At 61.7% G+C, this 17,077-nt stretch carries 15 protein-coding genes; 4 read left to right on the plus strand and 11 right to left on the minus strand.

Translation table 11 applies throughout. The features are described 5' to 3' along the window. Positions 1 to 23: 23 nt before the first annotated feature. From scpC to M0639_RS27205, 4 genes are all read right to left on the minus strand, one after another. Complete coding sequence (gene scpC, locus M0639_RS27190) at positions 24 to 1,577, minus strand: succinyl-CoA:acetate CoA-transferase ScpC (protein WP_007730514.1); 1,554 nt, start codon at positions 1,575 to 1,577, stop codon at positions 24 to 26. 82 nt (positions 1,578 to 1,659) lie between these two features. Further along, on the minus strand, positions 1,660 to 3,303 hold the full coding sequence (locus tag M0639_RS27195) for an AMP-binding protein (RefSeq protein WP_050656917.1): 1,644 nt from the start codon (positions 3,301 to 3,303) through the stop codon (positions 1,660 to 1,662). Positions 3,304 to 3,317: 14 nt separating this feature from the next. After that, entirely contained in the window at positions 3,318 to 4,196 is an 879-nt protein-coding gene (locus tag M0639_RS27200) for a crotonase/enoyl-CoA hydratase family protein (protein WP_223304467.1), read from the minus strand. A gap of 45 nt (positions 4,197 to 4,241) precedes the next feature. Next, positions 4,242 to 4,835 carry a TetR/AcrR family transcriptional regulator gene (locus M0639_RS27205; protein ID WP_007730510.1) on the minus strand — a complete coding sequence of 198 codons (594 nt, stop codon included), beginning with the start codon at positions 4,833 to 4,835 and terminating at the stop codon, positions 4,242 to 4,244. Between the two features lie 124 nt (positions 4,836 to 4,959). On the opposite strand from M0639_RS27205, the gene M0639_RS27210 reads away from it, so the two are divergent. After that, complete coding sequence (locus M0639_RS27210; RefSeq protein ID WP_007730507.1) at positions 4,960 to 5,613, plus strand: nucleoside/nucleotide kinase family protein; 654 nt, start codon at positions 4,960 to 4,962, stop codon at positions 5,611 to 5,613. Between the two features lie 14 nt (positions 5,614 to 5,627). Here M0639_RS27210 and M0639_RS34980 read toward each other — a convergent pair whose 3' ends face one another. From M0639_RS34980 to M0639_RS27230, 5 genes are all read right to left on the minus strand, one after another. After that, a complete protein-coding gene (locus M0639_RS34980; protein WP_257217603.1) occupies positions 5,628 to 5,762 on the minus strand; it encodes a hypothetical protein in 135 nt (44 codons plus the stop codon). Positions 5,763 to 5,989: 227 nt separating this feature from the next. Beyond that, positions 5,990 to 7,435 (minus strand): aminobutyraldehyde dehydrogenase, encoded by a 1,446-nt coding sequence (locus M0639_RS27215; RefSeq protein WP_064075032.1) that lies wholly within the window; start codon positions 7,433 to 7,435, stop codon positions 5,990 to 5,992. Next, on the minus strand, positions 7,432 to 7,794 hold the full coding sequence (locus tag M0639_RS27220; protein ID WP_007730501.1) for a cupin domain-containing protein: 363 nt from the start codon (positions 7,792 to 7,794) through the stop codon (positions 7,432 to 7,434). Before M0639_RS27220 ends, M0639_RS27215 begins: the two co-directional genes overlap by 4 nt. Before the next feature lies 1 nt (position 7,795). Continuing rightward, positions 7,796 to 9,400: a N,N-dimethylformamidase beta subunit family domain-containing protein gene (locus M0639_RS27225; RefSeq protein WP_064075033.1), complete on the minus strand. Its 1,605-nt coding sequence runs from the start codon at positions 9,398 to 9,400 to the stop codon at positions 7,796 to 7,798. Beyond that, on the minus strand, positions 9,397 to 10,851 hold the full coding sequence (locus M0639_RS27230; protein WP_064075034.1) for an APC family permease: 1,455 nt from the start codon (positions 10,849 to 10,851) through the stop codon (positions 9,397 to 9,399). Before M0639_RS27230 ends, M0639_RS27225 begins: the two co-directional genes overlap by 4 nt. Positions 10,852 to 11,099: 248 nt before the next feature. Here M0639_RS27230 and M0639_RS27235 point away from each other — a divergent pair, with 248 nt between their 5' ends. The 3 genes from M0639_RS27235 to M0639_RS27245 all read left to right on the plus strand — a co-directional run bounded on the left by M0639_RS27235 (position 11,100) and on the right by M0639_RS27245 (position 13,805). Next, positions 11,100 to 12,146, plus strand: a complete 1,047-nt coding sequence (locus tag M0639_RS27235) for a LacI family DNA-binding transcriptional regulator (RefSeq protein WP_007730477.1) — start codon at positions 11,100 to 11,102, stop codon at positions 12,144 to 12,146. Positions 12,147 to 12,236: 90 nt separating this feature from the next. Next, positions 12,237 to 13,103 carry an alpha/beta hydrolase family protein gene (locus tag M0639_RS27240; protein ID WP_225320177.1) on the plus strand — a complete coding sequence of 289 codons (867 nt, stop codon included), beginning with the start codon at positions 12,237 to 12,239 and terminating at the stop codon, positions 13,101 to 13,103. A gap of 336 nt (positions 13,104 to 13,439) precedes the next feature. Beyond that, on the plus strand, positions 13,440 to 13,805 hold the full coding sequence (locus tag M0639_RS27245; protein ID WP_007730475.1) for a hypothetical protein: 366 nt from the start codon (positions 13,440 to 13,442) through the stop codon (positions 13,803 to 13,805). A gap of 112 nt (positions 13,806 to 13,917) precedes the next feature. On the opposite strand, the gene M0639_RS27250 is transcribed toward M0639_RS27245, so the two are convergent. Together M0639_RS27250 and M0639_RS27255 are read right to left on the minus strand one after the other, a co-directional pair. After that, on the minus strand, positions 13,918 to 15,252 hold the full coding sequence (locus M0639_RS27250; RefSeq protein ID WP_064075035.1) for an MFS transporter: 1,335 nt from the start codon (positions 15,250 to 15,252) through the stop codon (positions 13,918 to 13,920). Further along, positions 15,252 to 16,967 (minus strand): amidohydrolase, encoded by a 1,716-nt coding sequence (locus tag M0639_RS27255; protein ID WP_030536127.1) that lies wholly within the window; start codon positions 16,965 to 16,967, stop codon positions 15,252 to 15,254. Before M0639_RS27255 ends, M0639_RS27250 begins: the two co-directional genes overlap by 1 nt. Positions 16,968 to 17,077: the final 110 nt, after the last annotated feature.

Here is a 17,077-nt window from a genome sequence, read left to right on the forward strand (position 1 = left end):
ACTGCCGGCAGCATTGCCTGGCTTCACGAAAGGCGCATCGAACCCGTGTCGATGTACCGCTGATGGAACGAGAATGCCTCGCCCAGGATGTGCGGCGTCTGCCCCGCACCCGGTTGAGCGTCGGCGCGAGCGATGTAATCGTGGAGCAGTGGGCGGAATTCCGGGTGAGCACACTTGTCGACGATCAGGCGCGCGCGTCGCCGCGGCGACAGACCGCGCAGATCCGCCAACCCCTGCTCGGTCACCAACACCTGAGTGTCGTGCTCGGTGTGGTCGACGTGCGGAACCATCGGCACGATCGCCGAGATCTCACCGCCGCGGGCCGTCGACGGGCTCAGGAACATGGACACGTAGCCGTTGCGGGCGAAGTCCCCCGAGCCGCCGATTCCGTTCATGATCTTCGTCCCCATGACGTGCGTCGAGTTCACGTTGCCGTAGATGTCGGCCTCGAGCATGCCGTTCATGGCGATGATTCCGAGCCTGCGCACCACCTCCGGGTGGTTGCTGATCTCCTGCGGACGGAGCGTGATGTGGTGGCGGTAGAAGTCGATGTTCGCGGTCAGTTCTTCGATGCCCTCTTCGGTGAGCGCCAAAGCCGTCGACGACGCATGCGCGACGGTTCCGTCCTTGATCAGCTTCAGCATCCCGTCCTGGATGACCTCGGAGTAGCAGGTCAGGCCGCGATACGGCCCCCGATCGAGCCCTCCGAGCACCGCGTTGGCGACATTGCCGATGCCCGCCTGCAGCGGAAGCAACGTATCGGCCGGCATCCGTCCGGCGCGCACCTCGAAGTCGAAGAATTCCAGGACGTGGCCGGCGATCGCCTCACTGACGGCATCGGGTGCAGTGAGAGGGCTCGCGCTGTCACGGCAGTTGGTCTCGACAACGGCCACAACCTTCGTGGGATCCACTCGGAACGTGGTCTGGCCGATCCGGTCCTCGACACGAATGATCTCGAGCGGCTTGCGATGCGGCGGCAGCGCGGTGCCGTAATAGACGTCGTGAATACCTTCCATCGCCTCGGGCACCCACGAGTTGACTTCGAGGATGACCCTGTCGGCGACGTCCAGCCAGGTCTTGTTGTTGCCAATCGACGCGGAGGGAATCAATTCCCCTGATTCGGTGATACCGGCGACCTCGACCACCGCGACGTCTACGTTGCCGTAGTAGCCCTCCCACACCTGCTGAGCCACGTGGGAGAGATGGATGTCCACGTAGTCCATACGACCGTCGTTGATCCGGCGACGTGCGGTGGCCTCGGACTGATACGGCATGCGCAGCGCGATTCCGTCGACCTCCGCGAGCAGCCTTTCGGTCTCGGTGGACACAGAAGCGCCGGTCAGGAGATTGATCGTGAAGTTCGATCCGTTGCCGCGGGTCCGGTGAATGCGCTCGGCCAGGGCCGGAATGACAACCTTTGGTGTACCGGCGCTTGCGAAACCGCTGATCGCGACGGTGTCGCCCGGGTTGATGAACTTCACGGCGTCGGACGCGGACATCACCTTCGACGCAAACGCTGTGGCGCGAATGCGGTTGGAGGTGGCGTTGTGTCCGGTCTCACCGAAGGTTGAACTCACGGCACCAGGATAAACAGGGCACGTCGAAGCGATTTACGGGGATAACCCAGACAGAATCGCTCCGACGTGCTATGAGCACCGATCAGTTGACGACGCCGTACACGCCTTCGCCGACCAGGCTCGCAATTCGATATTTCTGGATCTTGCCCGACCCTGTCAGTGGGAACGCCTCCGCGCTGAACCACTCCTTGGGCGCCTTGTGGCGCGCCAGTCGCTCGGTGCAGAACTCGACCAGTTCAGCGGCGGTCGGTTGGTCGGACTCGTCCTTCCAGCGGATGACGGCGACAACTCGCTCACCCCACACCTCGTCGGGCACACCCACGACCGCCACGTCGAGAATCTTCGGATGTGTGAAGATCACGGACTCGACCTCACGCGGATAGATGTTCTCACCGCCGCGGATGATCATGTCCTTGAGGCGGCCGGTAACCCGGACGTATCCACGTTCGTCCATCGTCCCCAAATCGCCGGTATGCAACCAACCGTCCTTGTCCACGGTGTCGGCCGAAGCCTCCGGATTACGGAAGTACTCGGTCATGACGAGGTACCCGCGCGCGCAGATCTCGCCTTGTTCGCCGAGCGGCACGCTGTCCCCGGTCACGACGTCGGAGATCTTCACCTCGACCTGCGGCAACGCGAGTCCGACCGTCTCCGACTTGTCTTCGTGGGTGTCGGCCGGGCTGGTCTGTGTGATGACGGGGCTGGCCTCGGTTTGTCCGTAGACGATGCTGAACCCCGCCCCGAAGGCCGACTCCACCGTGCTGACGAGTTCGGGCGGGACCGACGACCCGCCGGATACGACCACCGAACAGGCCGAGAAGTCGCGGCTCGCGAAGCTGGCGTCGTTGATCATCGCGATCAGCATCGTCGGCACTCCACTGACCACGTCAGCGTGAAAGCGTTCCGCCGCATCGAGAACCGCAGTCGGATCGAAGTACTGGATCAGGCCGATGGACATTCTTCGCTGCGCGGCGCCGAGAACCAGGATGCCGCACCCGGCGGTGTGGAACAGCGGCATGGCCGACACAACCGAACCCCGCTCAGGGAATCGGCCTCTCCGACTCACAAAATCGGCATTGTTGACCAATCCGCGGTGATGCAACAGAGCACCTTTGGGAACTCCGGTGGTTCCCGACGTGTACTGGATCTGCGCATTGTCGTCAGGCGAGACTTCGGGCAGAGCGCCCCGTTCGCCCGCCCAACCTCGAACCTGGCGATCCCACTCCTCGAAGTTGACTGCAAGAACTTCTTCTCCCGAAATCGAAATCGCCTCGGATGCAACCGCTGCCATATCGCCACCGCGAAACTTTCCGGTGTGGAAGAGCCCCCGAGACTGGGACTGCGACAAGACGTACGCCAGCTCCTCCGCACCCAACGCAGGATTGGCGGTCACCAGAACCATCCCGGCGAGCGCGGCGCCGTATTGCAGAATCATCCATTCCGGAACGTTCGGAGCCCAGACGGTGATCCTGTCTCCGCGATCGAACTGGGACAAGAGGTAGTGCGCACACCCCTCCGCTTCGTCCAGCAGTTGCGCGAAGGTCCACGTGCGATCGGTTTCAGCCGCCCCGGAGAGCGAATGCGATTGCGTCGGAACCACTTCTCTGATTGCAATCAGATTCGGCGAGTCCGCGGCGCACTCTCGCAGCAGCCCACCCACCGTTTGCTCCTCTATCGGGTCAGACACGTCAGCGGGGAAGTACGACGTTTCGAGAACACTGCTCATCTCACATCCACTTTCTATCGAGGAGGGGTGTCGGACGCGGGGAGCGGCCCGCCTCCGTCTGGAATCTTGCGTCCGGAATCGCGGTACTGAACCGCGGCATGGAATCCGTCGCGCTCGGCAAAATCCTTGAACCAGCGCCCCTCCGGGGAGTGACGCGTAATTCCGTCGAACAGGGTTGCCAGTACCTGGGTGCCTTGCAATCCCATGTTGTCGTACGCCTGGTTGATCATCATCTTCTGCATGGCCAACTGATTGAGCGGAACACCGGCGATGCGATCCGCCAACGCTTCCACCGCCGAGTCCAATTCGTCGGCCGGCACCGCTTCGAGCGCCAATCCCCAGTCAGCCGCAGTGACACCGTCAATGGTGTCTCCCGTCAACAGCATTCGCTTGGCACGCTGGGCTCCGAGCCGGTACACCCACATCGCCGTCGTCGGGCAACCCCACACACGCGCAGGCGGGTATCCGATGCGAGCGTCGTCGGCCATGATCAGCATGTCGCAGGACAGCGCGATGTCACTCCCACCGGCAATCGCATATCCCTGAACCTTGCAGATCGTCGGCTTGAGCGATCGCCAGAGCGTGAAGAAGTCGTCGGTGTTCTGCTTCATCCCGCGAAAGTCCTTGATGGGGTCCCAGACCGGGCCCTGGTTCCACTTTCCGTCAAGGTCGCCTTCGGCAAACTTCTTGAGGTCGTACCCGGCACAAAACGCCTTGCCCGCACCTTGCAAGACGATCACACGGACCTCGTCGTCGTCATTGGCTGCTGCCACCGCGTTTCGAATGTCCGACGGCATCCGGTCGTCGATCGCGTTGAGCCGATCGGGACGGTTGAGCGTGATATACGCTTTACCACCGGACGTCTCGTACTTCAGGGTCGCAAAATCCGTCATCATCGGTCCTGTCGACAGAGCGCGCCTCGCTCGGAACGAGTTGCGCTAGTTCTGGGTGAGGAGCAGGCGAACGACGCCTGCCCATTGACTGATCGAACGACGCGCAGACGCGTCGCTCTTCTGCACTGCCCGGGACAGCGCCAAACCACGGAGCATCAGCACCGTCAGATCTGCAATCTGCGAATAGTTCTCGGAAGCAACAATTTCGGGACCGAAAGCATCGTGGACAACTCGCCGCAGATCCCGTCCGGCGATTCGCTCCGATTCCCGGAGCACCTCGGCCAACACCGGATCCGTCCGCGCTGCGGACCACAGTTCGAGTTCCGCTTGAAATGGCGGCTGAGTCAACGCCGAATACAGAGCGGAGATCGAGTTCTCGATCGTGTCAACCGACGAATCCTGCCGAGACATGGCAGCTCTTACCGCCACCTCGTTCCGTACGACGATGTTCGACACCAACGCCGCAGTGAGCTCCTGCATGTTCGGAAAGTGGTGCAGCAGAGCGCCCCGACTGACTCCGGCAGCGGTTTGCACCGACTGCGCCGTCAGAGATGAATAACCGTCCGCTATCAGTAAATCCGTTGCCGCATCGAGAATCCGGTGGCGCGTCGCTTCGCGCTGCGCATCGCGCAGGGTCACGGTCTCACCTCCAACTTCTCGAGTGGCATGGATCACAGTTTCACAGTCCATTCAGACTGTCAATGGCCGAAAGCCTCCGGCGTACTCTCGATGCACCGGCCCTTCGGACTGATCGGAGCAACACGTGACGACCTCACCGCCGACCGTCTCGCTGACGCTCGACCAACTTGCTTCACGCGCTGCTTCCCTGATCACCGACGACGGTCGGAGAATCCTCGGCATCACGGGCGCACCGGGAGCCGGAAAGTCGACGGTGTCACAGGCAATTGTGCGGAAATTAGGTTCTCGTTGCTCCATCGTCGAGATGGACGGTTTTCATCTTGCCAATCGGGAACTCGACCGACTCGGCAGGCATGAACGCAAAGGCGCACCGGACACCTTCGACGTCGACGGCTACGCGGCTCTACTACGCCGACTCCGAGCCTCGAACTCGACGGTCTATGCTCCGGTCTTCGATCGCGAGTTCGACGAATCAATAGGCAGCACAACGGCTGTCGATCCATGTACACCGCTGATAGTCACCGAGGGGAACTATCTCCTCCTACCCAGTGGTGGATGGCAGGAAGTGCGAGCAGCACTCGACGAGGTCTGGTATCTCGACGTTCCGGAGGAAACTCGGACGAAGCGCTTGGTGAAACGCCACAGCCGCTTCGGAAAGAGTTCCGAAGCGGCTGCAGAGTGGGTGAAACGGGTAGATCAGCCGAACGCCGAGTTGATCAGCGCAGTCAGGCCACGCGCGGATCTGATCGTCAGAATCGAACGGTCCGAGCCTCACTGATGTCAGCTGAAAACCTAAGAACCGCCGCCGGTTCCGAGAAAATTGGCCAGCCCGGCAACTCCGGCGATTCCGCCGAATATCGCCGCCAATGCACCGGCGACGGTGATAACGCTGTCGAGCGCTTTGAGATCGGTGTCGGATGAACCCATGGCAGTCTCCTGGAGTCAGAACTGAAAGTGGGGTTGAATGTGCGCCGAAGTGCGCAATGTTGCACACGTCACTTTACCGGCATTCGCGGCCCGAATCAACGAAAATTCTCTCTAAACATGTTGCACTGCAACATATTCAAACAGCAGCTTGCAGGTCCACCGAGGCACGACGACGGCCACCGGCCCGCAGCGCGGGCAGATGGCCGTCGTTGGATATTGCCGAGGAGTCAGACGCTCGTCACATGCATGACGTGCTTGGCCCTCGTGTACTCCGCCAGTGCGAGCTCCGACAGATCCTTGCCGTAACCCGACCCGGCGAAGCCACCGTGAGGCATCTCAGCGGCGAGCATTCCGTGGGCTCCCACCCAGACGCAGCCGAAATCCAGTTCGGCCGTCATCCTCATCGCGGTGCCGTGGTCGGACGTCCACACGCTCGACGCGAGAGCGTACTTGGTCCCGTTCGCAAGTTCGATCGCTTCAGCCTCGGTGGAGAACGACTGTACGGTGACAACCGGCCCGAATATCTCTTCCTGGACCAGCTCATCTTCCTGCTGCACCCCGGAAATAACAGTCGGCAGATAGAAAAACCCTGGTCCAGCCGGCTTTCCCCCGCCAATACATACGTTCGTATTTGCTGAGCGTCTCTCTACCAACTCCGCCACTCGATCACGGTGAGCGCGGCTGACCAGGGGGCCGAGACAATCGCCCGATTCCGGTCCGCCCAACCTCAAGTCCGCGGCCGCAGCCGTCAACTTCTCGGTGAACTCCTCCGCAACCTCCTCTTGAACGAGAATCCTCGTCGCAGCGGTGCAATCTTGACCGCTGTTGTAAAAGGCCCCGGCAACAATCCCCGCGACTGCGCCGTCGAGGTCCGCGTCGGCGAAAACAACGGCGGGTGCCTTGCCTCCGAGTTCGAGATGCAACAGCTTGACGTCTTCCGACGCGGCCTTTGCGACCGAAATACCCGCTCTCGTCGATCCCGTCAGCGCAATCATCCGAGGAACCGGATGAGCGACGAGCGCGGCTCCGGTATCGCGATCGCCGCACACTACGTTCAACACCCCGGGCGGATAGATCTGCGCTGCAAGCACTCCCAGCATCACCGCGGTTTCCGGCGTCTCCTCGGCCGGCTTGAGCACGAGGGTGTTTCCCGTCGCGAGTGCCGGCGCGATCTTCCAGACCGCCATCATCAACGGGTAGTTCCAAGGAGCGATCGCACCGATCACGCCAATGGGTTCACGTCTGACATAAGACGTAGCACCCTCCGTGTACTCCATTGCGGCAACGCCCGGCAGAGAGCGGGCAATACCAGCGAAGTACCGCAGAAAGTCAACACACTGCGGGATCTCGTCGTCTCGCACCTGCCTGAGAGGCTTGCCGGTACTGCGGCATTCGACCTCAAGGAAATATTTCGCGTTTGCTTCCAGCGCGTCCGCGAGGGCCAGCAGCAACTCCTGACGGCGCGCAGGGGTGGACCGGCGCCAGGACCGCGCAGCCTTCTCGGACGAACGGCAGGCTCGGTCGACGTCATCGGCGGAACCGACGGCAGCACGGGCGTATACATTGTCGGTCACCGGATCGACCAGCACGGAAAGTCTACCTGCCGGGCTCTCGCACGTTCCGTTGATCACGTGACCAAACGCTGCGACAGTCATCGAAGTTTCCACCGTCATGAGCGCGATCCGGGGAGCGCGACGAAGAACTTCTTCGACGGCTCAACCGTCTCCCAGGTACCGCGAAACGACTGCGGCACGAAAAATGCTTCCCCAGCGGAGAATTCGCGACGGTTTCCATCGAGGTCGATCAGCGCCACCCGGCCGCTGATCATGATGCAGACCTCGTCGTACGGATACGGGTCGCACAAGAGCGTGCCGGGCTCGCCTTCCCAACCACCGCCGAAGTATTCCCCGTTCGGATCTCCGAACGACCTCCATTCGGATTCCGACCAGTTCGGGCTCGCGTCGTCACCCCATTCCGGGATGAACCGCGTCCCCTGCCCTGGCCCGAACATTCGAATGTCGTTGACACTCATGTCATTTTTCCTTCGTGTTGGAGCTGGAAATTCGTGCAGCAAACAGATTCAGTACGTTTGCAGTTATTCGTTCGGTGAACGGATCGTGATGGATCAGCCCGTTCACCCATTCGGTGGAACCTGCGTTGAACACGGAGCCGAGACCTCGCTTGTGACAGGCGACCATTCCCGATCCGTATTCGAGATCACGAAGGTGATCTGGAGGCTCACTGCCATAGAAGCATTCGATGATTCCCTGCACTTCGGCGAAAGGCGCACCGATCGGAACTTTCCCGTTCCATTTGTCCCGCGAACCCGAAACTGCCGGCGCCATCGCGATGATCTCCAGATCCTCGGGAGCGCCGTCGACGCCGGTCGCATACGGCTGGCCCTTCCGGAACGTGAAATCCACGCCGTCCATCTCGAATCCGGCAACACAGATCGGGGCGATCCCGAAGTTGTCTCCGTAGTACAGGTCGGTTCCGTTCAACGCCCAATGATCCGGCCGGTATACCGTGAAACCGCCCGAAGACCTGGGAGTTGTTGCACCGTAACGATTGTAGACACCGGCCATGCCGGTCAATCCCATCGTCCACGCCCCCGGTCGGGCAACCTCGGGCGAATCCCACGCCGTCGTCACCCGGGTCGGGTCGACTTCTCGCATCGGATCGTCGAACGGATTCTTGTAACAGACTTGTGCGTCGTTTTCGAGGCGTACCTGCCACAGGAAGTTCCCGCCGAATCGCGCCAGACCACCACCCTCTTCGACGAAATCATCTATGCGGTCACGCATCTCCCAGGACCAGTACTCGTCGTGACCGACGACAACTGCGCATGAATATCCATGCAGCGCTGACGGATCGTTATGCAGATCGTGTTGTGTCACGTGGTGGACGCGGAACCCCTGCTCTTCCGCCCAGACCGTGAACGGCCTCTCGTAAGTGGCCCAGAAGGCGTCCGCATGGTGACGCGAGTAGCCGTTCACCCACGCCCATTCGTACGGCGGGTGACGGGGTATCCATCCGATTCCCGGTGTGTCGGTGTGGATGTTGCGTGCTGCGCCCTCGGGTTTGCGCAACATCCCCCGCGCGACGGGACGCTGCGTCGAGGAAATCGGTGTCGGCACATCGCCGGAGCCGTCCCGAACACCTCGGTAGTGGTTTGCCCCACCCCAGTCGTTGTAGGCCAACATCGTGCTGGTGGTGTGAATGAGTACGAAGTCGGCATGCTCGGGTTCGCGCGCCTTGACGACGAAGAAGCCCTCCCGCTCAATAGTCACCCCTTCGTGGAGCATCCGGACCAGAACCAAGTACATGCCGGACGTCCACTTCGGATCTATCTCGACGGCAAGGGATTCCGACCAGTCGCAGCCCACTGCGTACGCGTCGGCAGGCGTCTGCTGCTGCTTGCCCGGCAGACCGACGTATTGCGCGACCTGTTGCGGCCGGGCGCCGTCTCGAACAATTTCGAGGTCGTATTCTTCTGCGGTGGTATGCACTCGGATCGAGACGGTGTCACCACCGAAGTACGAGAACCTGTCCGCATAGACCCATATCTCGGGAGCGCCCGGAACAATTCCGGGACGTTCGACCAACCCTCCGGGGACCGACCATGCGTATTCGCTCATGCCGACAACTCCTCGACCGAGTGTTCACGTACGCGCATCCCGCGTCCCATGCCGAATGCGAAAGCCAACAGCAATGGCACTGCCAACAAGAAGTTTTGCGCGGTGGTCAACCCGGTCAGGTCACTCATGTTCATCAAGAGGTATCCGAGCGCGACGATCAACGCCACTGCAGCGAGCGAGGGTGCAATCAACCTCTGCCACAGACCTTCACCGCGAGAATCCTGCGAGAAGAACCTGAGCACGGCGACGGAAGTGAGAACCTGCAACACCAGCACACCGATGATCGTTGGTGTATTCGTCCACACGACTACTTGGGTGTACGGGTCTGCGGGCGTCAGCGCAAAGCCGGCGATTGCCGCGAATACCAGTGCGCCTTGTGTGATTCCGGCGACGCTCGGCGTTCCAGTGGTCGGCGAAACCCGTGCAAGCGCGGCAGGAAAGACTTTCGCGCGCCCCATGGTGAGCAGATAGCGACTGCAAGCATTGTGGAGGGCAAGGCAACCCGCGAAGAAGCTCGTGACGATCAACAGATGCATCACGTCGGTCATCATGGAGCCGGCAAATTCATTGTTGAGATCGAAGATCAGCTCGGACGGGTCACCGCCGAGTAGGTCGCCCATCCGACTCGGGCCGACGGCCTGCACGATCACCCAAGCACAGAATGCGTAGACCACAGCCAGAACAGTGACTGCTGTGTAGGTCGCACGCGACACTGTGCGTTTGGAATCGACAACTTCCTCGCTGTAGATCGCCGTTTGCTCGAAACCGACGAAGGAGGTGAAGGTCAACACGAAGACGCTCGCCAGTCCGGCTGTCATGAAGGTCGACGGCGAAAAACTGTCGAGCGACAGTCCTTCGTGGCCGCCTTTCAACAGAACCGCCACACAGAAGACTGCGAGGACGCCGAGCTCGAGCGCCATCAAAACGGCCAGCACCTTCGCGCCGATATCGACCCTGCGATATCCCACCACCACGACCAGAACTGCGACCGCCAATGCGCAGGTGTAGACGGAAACGGTTACTCCCAAGAACAACTCGATCGTCGACGAGAGAAAGATGCCGCAAGCGACGACGAATCCGATCTGGCCACCGAGATAGCCGATGTAAGCCAGCACAGAGGCGCCTGCGCCGACTGTTTTTCCGAGCCCTTCGGTGATGTAGGCGTAGAACGCGCCCGCGCCGCGGATATGCCTGCTCATCGCCGTGAAGCCGACGGCGAACAGTAGATAGACGATCCCGGGAACGACGTACCCCACCGGAAGCGCAGCGCCGGAAACCATCAGGCCCAGTGGCGCGAATCCCACCAGGATCGTCAGTGGCGCCGCTGCGGCGATGACGAAGAAGACCAGATGACGGCTGTTGATAGTTCCGGCGCGCAGGCCCGAGGATGACGTGGGAGAACCGGATTCAGAATGCGTTCCTGCACCGGGAGGGTCGGTTTTTTCGGTCATGGGGAGGCTCCGCGAGTTAAGGCAAGTATGCGCCTGCCTGGTCAGGTTTCCCGAGGTTCGCCCGAATTTCTCTCGACGTTCGCCCGGTGTTCCTAAGAGAGTGCCGAATCGTTTCATCAGTGTCAATACCTGCGCTGAAACGATTCGACGTTTTGTTTTGAGGTGCCCCTCACCGGTGCACGCAACATGCCGAAACGATTGATCGATAGGCTGGAGACAAACCGACCAACGAGTAGAAACGATCCGCAGTGGCTACCCCTGTTTCGCCGACGCTTCGTGATGTCGCCAACGCCGCCGGCGTCGCGGTGTCCACGGTCTCCTATGCACTCAACGGCAAGGGCCGGGTCGACGCGGCCACTCGCGCTCGGGTTCAAGAGGTTGCCGACCGCCTTGGATACCGTGCCAATCGGTCGGCCCAGAATCTCAGGTCGGGTCGGACTGCCACCCTCGGGCTGATGCTCCCCGCTCCCGACCAACTGTCATCGGCCGAGTACCTCAATTTCGACTGGTACGGGCGCGTGGCGACCGCCGCGACCCAGGCTGCATTCCACGCCGATCACTCACTCCTCCTACTACCGTCGATGAAAGATCCGAACGGACTGCGGCGCATCGAGATGGACGGCGTACTGGTCGTCGACCCGATGGTCGACGACCCGCGCGTCGAGGTTCTGCAGAAGATCGGAATCCCCTCTGTCGCAGTGGGTCCTGGACAATCCGGGCAATTCGGATACTCCACCTCACCGGACCTCGTCTCCACCACGGAGACTCTTCTGAACCACCTCGCCGAACGTGGCGCAAGGGACATTTTCGTCCTCACTCCCGGAATGCATTCGGAGTGGACCCGCGCAACGACTTTCGCTTACTTCGAGTGGTGCCGCGCCCGAGGGGTGGCACCACGCACCAGCGAGGAATTGACGTCGTTTCCGGGCGCCAGCACCGTCGGAGGCCTCATCGGGGCCGCGTATGCGGCCACCCGCGAGGCCCTCGACTCCTCGACTCCGCCTGACGCGATCCTGTCGTTGATTCTCGGTTGCGCCCCGGCAGCGGCGCGAGCGGCCCTCGATCTCGGGCTGTCGATTCCGGGTGACGTCTTGATTGCACAGGACAGTGACGAACCCGCCCTGCTGGTTTCCCAGCCCCCGATCACTGCCTTCGACTTCTTCCCCCAAGAACAGGCGGCAGCGGCCGTAGATGCACTGTTGGCTCTGGTCAACGGTGACGAACCCCCAGTTCAGAGCTATACGCGTAGCGAACTCCGCGTGCGAGCGAGCACGGCCCATTCGCTCACACCATAAATTCACCTGGCACCGATAGACTGATTTCCGAATTATCGTCCGTCGCCTGCCGAGAGGAATCAGGTCATCGCGCACCGCTCCCGCGACCGCTTGGCCGGGTATCTCGCCGTAGTGCTGGTCTGTGCACTCGCCCTCCTCGCATCTGTCAGCAGTGCGACCGGCCTCGACCGCGACGTCGCTCCGGTCCGCATCGCCTACGCCGCGGCCGCAGACACTTTCGGCGATCTGTATCTTCCAGAAGGATCGGACGGTGACCTGCCGGTCGTCGTACTCATTCACGGCGGTGGATGGGCCCAGAAGAGCAATCTCGAATACGCGGGCGCGTGGGCAAAAACCCTGACCCCGTACGGAATTGCGGTCTGGAACATCGAATACAGACGCGTCGGCGGTCAGGGTGGTTGGCCGACCACGCTCTCCGATACCGTTACGGCCACCAACGCCCTGGCCGGCATCGTTCAGGAAAAGGCCTCCGGGCGACTGGATTTGAGCCGTATACACATCGCCGGCTACTCCGCGGGTGGACAACTTGCCGCCTGGGTCGCATCGCGATCCCAACAGGGTGCAGACGCCCCGGAACCAAACCTCTCGGTGCCGGTTCGCTCGACGACGATCATGGCCGGCGTCTTCGACATGACGCTCGCCGCAACCGCGGGCAAAGATCGATTTGTTCGAAATCTTCTGGGCGGCATGCCTACCGATCATCCCGATCGCTACCGCATCGCATCACCGATCGAGCACCTCCCCACCGGCCTCCCCGTCACGGTGATCCACGGACTCGGAGACAAGGTCGTGTCGGTCGAACAGAGTCGGCGCTATGCCCGTGCCGCCCGAGCAGCAGGCGACGTGGTCGATCTGATCGAACTTCCCGGCGTCGGCCACGGCGAGTTCGGCAACCCGACGACCGACGCCTGGGCTACCACCAAGCAAGCAATAATCGGCCACATAAATGCCTCTTGAGCAGGTAATACGGGCCACAGTGCTCTCAGCCGCTCGAAATAGAATTAGCTGAAACTCCAACGATGACGTACGGTGGGGTTATCAGAGGGCAGCCGTCAGTCAGGCAGCCGGTCGCTTCGCCCGGAACAACAGTTCCAGTATTCGTTCCAGGGGCAGACTTCCAGTTCGGTGCAAATCCGCGCCTTTGATCACTACGCACTTTCATCAGTCCCGCAGATTGTTGACCAGGCCGAAGGCTCCGACGGAGTCCGCCGCCAATCGCGTACCGACTGCACCAGTATCAACATGCGCTACACACCGCACGGGCCCAAAGACCCTGCGGTTCAAAGGAATACCTTGATCAACACCATGATTCACCCCGACGACACGAACAACCAGACGAACAGCAACTCGACGAACGGTCTACGGATCCCGACTACTTCGGGCCGGATCCGCGAGCGCGGTATCGAAATCGTCTGCACCCTCTACCGTTGCAGCACCGACGAAGCCGCCGAGCTGTTGCTCCGACATTCTCAGACCAACAACCTCAAGGTCACCAGCCTGATCAAAGCGCTTGTCGCCCTGATCGACGAAGACACGTCCGGCACTGGTTACGGAAGCAGTAACACGCTGGCGTCTCACTTCTGGCTGCGTGAGATCAGAAATCTCAGCCAGGCCCACCGACGCAGCGATCATTTTCATCGCCATCTCGTCGGCGCGTAACCGGCGCTGAACGACAACTGACCTGAAACGACAGCTGGGGCAGTACACGGAAATCGTGTACTGCCCCGGCTGTCGTGTTTTCAGTTGTCAGGCGGAAGCCGACTCTCGGCAGTCAGGCGGAAGCCGATTCCTTGTTGAGGTCCGGCCGGACGTCCTCGGTATCGGTCGCCTCGTCCACATGCTGAGGAGCGAAGAGCAGGCAGACGATGCTCAGGACGCACATGCCGATCAGCAGTGCGATGACCGGCCAGATGCTGCCGGTTGCCTTGTACATCAGCGTCGACACCAGCGGAGACAACCCACCGAAGATCGCGCCTGCGCCCTGGTACGCCAACGAAATGCTCGTGTAGCGGGCCTGCGGCTTGAACATCTGTGACAGGACGGCGGCGATCGGGCCGTACGTGGCCGCCAGCACCAGTCGCATGACAGCGAAGGTCAGGAAGATCAGGAACACGGATCCGGACTTCAGCACCAGGAACTGCGGCGCTGCGAGAATCGCGACTGCCGCAAGGCCCCAGATGACGACGCGGACGCGTCCCACCTTGTCGCCGAGCCACGCCACGCCGAGAGTCGCGATCAATTCGACCACTGCAGCGACACTGAGGGCGTTGAGAATCAACGTCTCCGACAATCCGACATCGGGGTCGGTTGCGTATGCCGTGATGAAGGTCGTCACGAGGTAGTAGCCGCCGACTGCGACGGGCAGAATGCCGATGCCCAGGATGATCGGGCGCCAGTTGGTCACCAGCGCGTACTTGAGCGGGAGCATTTCCGGTACGTCCGCGGACTTCACCTCGGATTCGAAAACCGGGGACTCTTCGACCTTCAGGCGAACGACCAAGCCGACGAGAATCAGCAGCGCCGAGCAGAGGAACGGCAGACGCCAAGCCCACTCGCGCAGAGCGTCGTCGCCGAAGGTGGAGAGAATGCTGAAGAAACCTGTGGCCAGGAGCGCGCCGGCCGGGTTGCCCAGCTGAGCGAAACCGCCGTAGAAGGTCTTCTTGTCCTCGGGTGCATGCTCGACGGCCATCAGGACCGCGCCGCCCCATTCGCCGCCGACGGCAAAGCCCTGGACGAAGCGGAGCAGTACCAGCAGTAACGGCGCCCAGAACCCGATCGACGCGTAAGTGGGCAACATGCCGATGAGGAACGTGCCTGCACCCATCAGCGTCAAAGTCACCACCAATGCGGTGCGTCGGCCCATCTTGTCACCGACATGGCCGAACACGATTCCGCCGAGCGGGCGAGCGAAGAAACCGACGGCGTATGTCGCGAACGCCGCCGCAACGCCGGTCAGGCGGTCGGTTCCGGGTGGGAAGAAGATGTCACCGAACACCAGGGCGGCTGCCGTGGCATACACGTAGAAGTCGTACCACTCGATAGTTGTACCGACGAAGGCTGCAAATCCCGCCTTGCGGGCCTTCACGATCTGTTGCTCTCGGTTCATTACTTTTCCTCGGTGGTCGAAGTGCTCGACAATAGGTGGTTATGACCTGAATGTGCGAGTTCGCCGTCGATCCAGGTCTCTCGGACCTCGATCTGCGCAATCGCGTCGGCCGGAACCTCGAGGGGATCCGCGCCCAGAATGACGAAGTCGGCCCGCTTGCCGACCGAGATGCTGCCCAGCTCTGCTTCGCGGCCCAGCGCACGCGCACCGTTGAGGGTATGAGCCTGCAATGCCTGGTCGGCGGTGATGCGGAGTGCATCGGAGCCGAGCTGATGGCCCTGACGCGTCACACGAGTAACGGCTGCCTGAATTGCTTCGAGCGGCTTCGGCTCTGCGACGGGGGCGTCGGAGCTGATGGTCACGGGAACTTCGGCAGCGATGAACTCGCCGAGCGGGTTGAACCGCTCGCCCGGAGTGCCGATCGCAGCGGTGACGCCCTCGCCCCAGTTGTAGTAGTGCTGTGGCTGGTTCACCGGGTAGACGCCGGCCAGGTTCATCCTTGCGATCTGCTCGGCCGTCGGGAGTCCGCAATGCTCGATGCGGTGACGAGCGTCGGCGTCGGGGTGAGCCTTCTGCGCAGCTTCGATGGCATCGAGCACCATGTCGATGGCGGTCGGTGACTGAGCGTGCGTGGCGGTCTGCAGACCCACCGAATGTGCCTTGGCAATCAGCTCCGAGTAGTCCGCCGGCTCGTGGTAGAGCTGCCCGGTGCGGCACGGGTCGCCCACGTAGCCGTCGGGGAAGTATGCGGTCCAGCCTCCGAGTGTGCCGTCGGCGTAGAACTTGATGCCGCCGAACGCGAGCCGCGAATTGCCGAAGGCTCCGTGCATTCCCGTGTCGATGACGTGATCGAGGAGGTGGCTGAGCATGTACATGCTGACGCGGGTCTTGAGCTGATCCTGCTCGGCCAGACGCAGGTACATGTCGAATTCACGCCGGGTCACCTGGCAGTCACCGATGGTGGTGACGCCACCGGCCAGGAACTTGTCCTGAGCGACCGACAGCTGGCGAAGGTGCTCTTCCGGCTCGTCCTCGAGATGGAAGTTGGGGCCGTGATGGCCGACCTTCACTCCGTTGACGCCGGTGAGAATGTTGCACGCGGCGTCGGAGAGCTCACCGGTGAGTTCGCCGTCTTCATCTCGGAAGAACTCGCCACCGGCCGGATTCTCGGTGCTCGCGTCGATACCGTGCTTGTCGAAAGTGAAGGAGTTGACGACGCCGCCGTGACCGCTCGCGTTCATGAGGTAGACCTCGCGATCGGTGGCCACCTGATCGAGCTCTTCCTTGAGCGGGTGACGTCCTTCGATCAGGTTGCGGTGCTCGTAGCCGTAACCACGAATCGGGACACCCGCAGGTGCTGTGAGCGCCGCTTCCTGAAGTAGCGCAATGATTCCGGGGATGGAATGTGCCTTCTCCGGCCCACAGTCCACCCAGCTGAGCATCTGCCCGTACATCAACGGGTGTGCATGTGGATCGACGAAGCCGGGGACGACGGTGGCGCCGTCGAGTTCGACCACCGCGGTTGTGCGAGTGCTCAGCCGACGCGCCTCCGTGCGGCATTCCTCGAGCGTTCCCACCGCTGCAAAGCGGTTTCCGAACACCAGGAACGCTTCGGCTCCCACCGTGCTGTCGTCAACGGTGTGGATCTTGGCGCCGGTGAAGATCGTGCCGGTGGCGTCGAGAGGCGAGGCTTCGTGCGTGTGCAACTTGCGCATGGTGGTCCTTCGTCGAGATGGTGGTGCAGGTCACTGCGTGTTGAGCGAAAACTACGCCCTGACCTGGAGCTATGCAATGCATCAAAGTTTCAGACCAGGCGGTATACAAC

This window comes from Rhodococcus qingshengii JCM 15477, from assembly GCF_023221595.1.
Taxonomy (GTDB): Bacteria; Actinomycetota; Actinomycetes; order Mycobacteriales; family Mycobacteriaceae; genus Rhodococcus_F; species Rhodococcus_F qingshengii.

Bases quoted from the DNA above. Each gene is read 5' to 3' on its own strand.
- M0639_RS27195 (WP_050656917.1), bottom strand. From the start codon at position 3,303: ATGAGCAGTGTTCTCGAAACGTCGTACTTCCCCGCTGACGTGTCTGAC.
- M0639_RS27200 (WP_223304467.1), bottom strand. From the start codon at position 4,196: ATGACGGATTTTGCGACCCTGAAGTACGAGACGTCCGGTGGTAAAGCG.
- M0639_RS34980 (WP_257217603.1), bottom strand. From the start codon at position 5,762: ATGGGTTCATCCGACACCGATCTCAAAGCGCTCGACAGCGTTATCACC.
- M0639_RS27215 (WP_064075032.1), bottom strand. From the start codon at position 7,435: ATGACGGTGGAAACTTCGATGACTGTCGCAGCGTTTGGTCACGTGATC.
- M0639_RS27220 (WP_007730501.1), bottom strand. From the start codon at position 7,794: ATGAGTGTCAACGACATTCGAATGTTCGGGCCAGGGCAGGGGACGCGG.
- M0639_RS27225 (WP_064075033.1), bottom strand. From the start codon at position 9,400: ATGAGCGAATACGCATGGTCGGTCCCCGGAGGGTTGGTCGAACGTCCC.
- M0639_RS27230 (WP_064075034.1), bottom strand. From the start codon at position 10,851: ATGACCGAAAAAACCGACCCTCCCGGTGCAGGAACGCATTCTGAATCC.
- M0639_RS27250 (WP_064075035.1), bottom strand. From the start codon at position 15,252: ATGAACCGAGAGCAACAGATCGTGAAGGCCCGCAAGGCGGGATTTGCA.
- M0639_RS27255 (WP_030536127.1), bottom strand. From the start codon at position 16,967: ATGCGCAAGTTGCACACGCACGAAGCCTCGCCTCTCGACGCCACCGGC.